This is a genomic window from Mesorhizobium sp. M7A.F.Ca.CA.004.06.1.1 (genome assembly GCF_003999135.1).
GTDB lineage: Bacteria > Pseudomonadota > Alphaproteobacteria > Rhizobiales > Rhizobiaceae > Mesorhizobium.
Genome location: NZ_RZPQ01000405.1, coordinates 1 through 5,309 on the forward strand (window position 1 = coordinate 1; position 5,309 = coordinate 5,309).

A 5,309-nucleotide genomic window follows, 5' to 3' on the forward strand; every position below is an offset into this window, starting at 1 on the left:
GACATGCTCGGGCCTGATACCGAATGTGACGGGGCCGGGAGCCGGAGGCTTGGCAAAGTCGTAAGTGCCGAGCGGGATCTTGATATCCTCGGCCGCGAACCGCCAGCCGCCGTCGGCGTCTTCCAGGCGGCCATCGACGAAGTTCATTGCGGGCGAGCCGAGGAAGCCGGCGACGAAACGGTTGACCGGCCTGTTATAGATGGTCTGCGGCGCATCGAGCTGCTGGATGACGCCGCCCTTCATCACCGCGATGCGGTCGGCCAGCGTCATCGCCTCGATCTGGTCGTGGGTGACGTAGATCATGGTGTTCTGCAGCTTGCGATGCAGCAGCTTGATCTCGACGCGCAGTTCGGCGCGCAGCTTGGCATCGAGATTGGACAGCGGCTCGTCGAACAGGAACACGTCGACATCGCGCACCAGCGCCCGTCCGATCGCGACGCGCTGGCGCTGGCCGCCGGAAAGGGCGGCCGGCTTACGCTGCAGCAGCGGTTCGATCTGCAGGATTTCAGCCGCCCGCGCGATCCGCTTGGCGATCTCTTCTCTTGGCGTGCCGGCGACACGCAGCCCGAAGGACAGGTTCTTCTCCACCGTCATTTGCGGATAGAGCGCATAGGACTGGAACACCATGCCGATGCCGCGGTCCTTGGGCTCTTCCCAGGTGACGTTCTTGCCCTTGATGAAGATGCGGCCCTCGGAAACGTCGAGCAGGCCGGCAATGCAGTTGAGCAAGGTCGACTTGCCGCAGCCGGACGGCCCGAGCAGCACGATGAACTCGCCATCGGCGACATCGAGATTGAGCGTCTCCAGGACGGTCACCGCACCGAAGTTCAGCGACAGGTCCTGGATCGAAACGCTGGTATCATTGGCTGCCGTCATCGCCGTCACCCCTTCACCGCGCCGGCGGCGATGCCGCGTACGAAAAGCTTGCCGGAAATGAAGTAGACGATGAGCGGCACAAGCCCGGTCAGGATGGTTGCGGCCATGTTGACGTTGTACTCCTTCACGCCTTGCACCGAATTGACGATGTTGTTGAGCTGCACCGTCATCGGATAGGTGTCGGGGCGGGTGTAGACGACGCCGAACAGGAAGTCGTTCCAGATGCCGGTCACCTGCAGGATGATGGCGACGACGAAGATCGGCAGCGACATCGGCAGCATGATGCGCAGGAAGATGCCCCAGAAGCCGGCGCCGTCGACGCGTGCCGCCCGGAACAGCTCCTCCGGCATCGAGGCGAAATAATTGCGGAACAGCAGCGTCAGGATCGGCATGCCGAAAATGGAATGGACAATCACCAGCCCGCTGAGGCTGCCATAGAGGCCGATTTCGCGCAGGATGATGACGATCGGATAGATCATCACCTGGTAGGGAATGAAGGCGCCGACGATCAGGATGATGAAGAACGTATCGGCGCCCTTGAAGCGCCAATTGGCCAGTGCATAACCATTCACCGAGGCGATGGCGATCGACAGCAGCACCGACGGCACGGTGATGCGCACCGAATTCCAGAAGCCGCGCGAGAGCCCGTCGCAGTTAAGGCCGGTGCAGGCCGTTGACCACGCCTTGACCCACGGCTCGAAGGTGATCTCAAGCGGCGGTGAGAAGATGTTGCCGAGCCGGATCTCCGGCATGCCCTTGAGCGAGGTGACGACCATGACATAGAGCGGCAAGAGGTAGTAGACCGCCATGACGAACAATGTGCCGTAGAGGAAGACGTTGCGGCGCGAAATCATGCGGCGCGGCTTTGGACCGTAGGGCCCTGCGATGTCCTGGCGCGCGCCGGCGGCAACGCTTGCTTGAGCGGTGATGTCTGCAATGCTCATTTGCGTCGCCCGAACTCGAGATAGGCCCAAGGCACGATGACGATCACCACCGAGAGCAGCATCATGGTCGAGGCGGCAAAACCCTGGCCGAGGTTCTGGGCGAAGAACATATAGTCGTAGACGTATTTGGCCGGCACTTCGGATGCGATGCCCGGGCCGCCGCTGGTCTGGGCCACGACCAGGTCATAAACCTTGACGATGCCGGAAGCGATGATGACGAGCGTGGTGATGAAGACCGGCCGCATCATCGGGATGACGATGAACAGATAGGTCTTCCACATCGGGATCCCATCCACCCGCGCCGCCTTCCAGATGTCCTCGTCGATACCGCGCAGGCCGGCCAGCATCAGGCACATGATGAGCCCGGTGCCTTGCCACAGCGCAGCGATCGATATGCCGTAGATGACGATGCTGGAATTATAGAGCGGGTCGAAGCTGAAGCTCGTCCAGCCTAAGTCCCGCACGACATGCTGGATGCCGAAATCCGGATTGAGCAACCACTGCCAGACCAGGCCGGTGACGATGAAGGAGAGCGCGAAAGGATAAAGGAAGATGGTGCGGAACGTGTCCTCGAAGCGGATCTTCTGATCGAGCAGCGCGGCAAGCAGAAAACCGATGACCAGCGAGAACACCAGCGAGATCGCGCCGTAGATCAACAGGTTCTCGATCGAGATCAGCCAGCGCGGCGCCGCCCACAGGCGGTAATACTGGTCGAGCCCGACGAAATTCAGGCGCGGCAGGAGCTTCGAATTGGTGAAGGAATAGAGCACCGTCCAAACGGTGCCGCCGACGAAAACCACCATGGCGGTGAGGATCATCGGGATCGAGGCGACCTTCGCATTGAGGTTGCGGAACAGAAGGTTGGGGCGTGCGCTCTTGCTCATCTCGTCAGCCGGCTGGGTAAGGGCGGTGCATTCCCGGCCCCGCATTCGCAAGGCCGGGAGCGAGGCGGGTTGCCTCCAGCGTCAGTCCGCCGAAGCGATGAGGTCGGCGAAGCGCTTCTGCGCGTCTTCGACGGTCAGTTCCGGCTTGGCGAAGAATTCGGCGAAAAGGTCTTCCTTCTGTTTCTGGGTGTCCTGTGAAAGCAGTTGGTCCGTCCACGGCATGACGGCGCCCTTGGCAAGGATGGCGAGGCCCTTCTTCATGCAGTCGTTGGCCGCATTGAGATCGACGTCGCCGCGCACCGGCAGGGATCCCTTCTTCAGATTGAAGGCAACCTGCGTCTTGGGATCGAGCAGCGTCTCGGCCAGCACCTCCTGCGCCTTGCTCTTGTCGGCATCCTTGAGCAGCGGGAAGTAGAAGGCGTCACCGCCAGTGGCTATCACCTCGTTCAGCCCAAGGCCTGGCAGGCAGGTGTAATCCTTGCCCGCGGTCTTGCCGGCAACCTGAAACTCGCCCTGTGCCCAGTCGCCCATGATCTGGCCAGCGGCCTTGCCGGTGATGACCAGGTTGGTCGCCTGGTTCCAGTCCTGCACATTGGTGTTCTTCGCCATCTTGCGGGCATCGTCCGCGGCCTTGAAGACCTTGGCGACTTCGGGCCCGGCGGCGAACTTGGCATCCTTGTCCTTGTAGACCTTGAGGAACGTGTCCGTGCCGCCCACAGCCGCAAGCAGGACGTCGAAGGCACCGGAGGATTGCCAGGCCTGTCCGCCGACGGCGAGCGGGATGATGCCGGCCTTTTCCAGCGCCGGCGCTGCCGCCACGAATTCATTCCAGTCCTTCGGCAACGGCACGCCGGCCTTCTCGAAGGCCTCGTTGGACAGCCACAACCACTGCCAGGAATGGATGTTGACGGGCACGCAATAAATCTTGCCGTCGATGGTGCAGCCGTCGAGCAGGCTCTTCGGCCGGACGACATCAGTCCACTTGCCCCTGGTGGCGACATCGGTGAGGTCGCGCATCAGGCCGGCCTGCACCAACTCTTCCGCCTGCCGGCCATGGTTGAATTGCGTGGCGCCCATCGGATCGCCACCGGTGATGCGGCTGATCATGATTGGCCGCGCCGTGCCGCCGGAGCCGGCAATGGCGCCGTCCACCCAGTGGTTGCCGGTCGCATCGAATGCCTTGGCAAGTTCCGCAACCGCCGCCGCCTCGCCGCCCGACGTCCACCAATGGGTGACTTCCAGGTCCGTCGCGGCCGCATGGCCGGCAAACTGCAACCCGGCCGTCGCTGCCAGCGCAGCGGTCAAAAATCTGTATCGCATTTCGGCTCCTCCCAGAATCTGAAACGTTACAGATTTTCGATACGGCAATTGCGCGGGCTGTGCAACCCATCAACGAAGCACCCTCGATATTTTTTCGGGCTGCGAACAAATTCGCATGGATGATCGCGCTTCTCATGCACTGCAGCATGGTTTGCTGCGGCGCAAACACCGAAATGCCGCCTGATACGGGCAAAAAGGCGGCGGCAGAGGCAATTTCTCCTGGAATCCCAAGCGTTTCGCAAAAGAACCATCCACCTCGTGGGCGAGGGACATGTAACTCGATATGGCAATCTGTAACGTTTCAGTATATTGAGACTTTACCGGGGCTGGAACGCATATCGTATCGCCATGACGGCGATTGCCGACATGGCTCGCGGCTGCTATGCGCCTGACGGGCGGGACGAATGGACAGACAGCGTACGGACAAGAGCGGGGAGACCTCGGCACAGGGACGGCCGACGTTGAAGACGCTTGCCTTCATGACCGGGCTCGGCGTCACCACCGTGTCACGCGCCTTGAAGGATGCCCCGGAAATCGGCGCCGAAACCAGGCGCCGCGTCCAGCTCGTCGCCAAGCAGATCGGCTACCGGCCGAACCGCGCCGGCGTGCGTCTGCGCACCGGCAGGACCAATGTCATCAGCCTCGTGCTCAACACTGACCGCGAGATCATGAGCTTTGTCTCGGACATCATCTACGGCGTTTCGGAAGTGCTCGCCGAAACGCCCTATCACCTGATCGTCACGCCCTATTCCCGCTCGCAGGATCCGATGGAGCCGATCCGCTATCTCGTCGAGACCGGCTCGGCCGACGGCGTCATCATTTCGCGCACCCAACCGAACGATCCGCGCGCCCGCTACATGCTCGAGCACGGCATGCCCTTTGCCACGCATGGCCGCACCGACATGGGCCTCGTCCATCCCTACCATGACTTCGACAACCATGTTTTCGCGATGGAGGCCGTGCGCCGCCTGGCGAGCATGGGCAGGCACAAGCTGGCGCTTCTGTCGCCGCCGCCCGGGCTGACCTATTATGGCCACACGCTGAACGGCTTTGCCGATGCGCTGAGCGAGGTCGGAGCCAGCGAAATTCCGTTCAACACCGTTTCCATCGATCACACGATCGAGCAGATCAGGACCAGGACCGCGCAGGTGATGCGCCGCGAGAACAGGCCGGACGGCTTCGTCAGCAGCGCTGCCGCCGCGACACTGGCGATCGTCGCCGGCATCGAGGATGCCGGCCTCAAGCTTGGCCGCGACGTCGATGTCGTGTCCAAGCAGTCGTCGGA

At 62.1% G+C, this 5,309-nt stretch carries 5 protein-coding genes; 1 reads left to right on the forward strand and 4 read right to left on the reverse strand.

What is annotated here, in order from left to right; all coding sequences use genetic code 11:
• The 4 genes from EN906_RS21785 to EN906_RS21800 all read right to left on the reverse strand — a co-directional run.
• On the reverse strand, positions 1 to 876 hold an 876-nt coding region (locus EN906_RS21785), incomplete at its 3' end, for an ABC transporter ATP-binding protein (protein ID WP_164777284.1).
• Positions 877 to 881: 5 nt separating this feature from the next.
• The gene (locus EN906_RS21790; RefSeq protein ID WP_127268554.1) at positions 882 to 1,820 is read right to left on the reverse strand and encodes a carbohydrate ABC transporter permease; all 939 of its coding nucleotides are present in this window, start codon (positions 1,818 to 1,820) and stop codon (positions 882 to 884) included.
• Positions 1,817 to 2,704, reverse strand: coding sequence for a sugar ABC transporter permease (locus EN906_RS21795; RefSeq protein ID WP_127322195.1), 888 nt, complete (start codon positions 2,702 to 2,704; stop codon positions 1,817 to 1,819). Before EN906_RS21795 ends, EN906_RS21790 begins: the two co-directional genes overlap by 4 nt.
• Before the next feature lie 81 nt (positions 2,705 to 2,785).
• On the reverse strand, positions 2,786 to 4,024 hold the full coding sequence (locus EN906_RS21800; RefSeq protein ID WP_127272131.1) for an ABC transporter substrate-binding protein: 1,239 nt from the start codon (positions 4,022 to 4,024) through the stop codon (positions 2,786 to 2,788).
• Positions 4,025 to 4,428: 404 nt separating this feature from the next.
• On the opposite strand from EN906_RS21800, the gene EN906_RS21805 reads away from it, so the two are divergent.
• Positions 4,429 to 5,309, forward strand: an 881-nt coding sequence (locus EN906_RS21805; protein WP_127375357.1) for a LacI family DNA-binding transcriptional regulator, incomplete at its 3' end; no start/stop codon positions are given.

Bases quoted from the DNA above. Each gene is read 5' to 3' on its own strand.
- EN906_RS21800 (WP_127272131.1), bottom strand. From the start codon at position 4,024: ATGCGATACAGATTTTTGACCGCTGCGCTGGCAGCGACGGCCGGGTTG.
- EN906_RS21795 (WP_127322195.1), bottom strand. From the start codon at position 2,704: ATGAGCAAGAGCGCACGCCCCAACCTTCTGTTCCGCAACCTCAATGCG.
- EN906_RS21790 (WP_127268554.1), bottom strand. From the start codon at position 1,820: ATGAGCATTGCAGACATCACCGCTCAAGCAAGCGTTGCCGCCGGCGCG.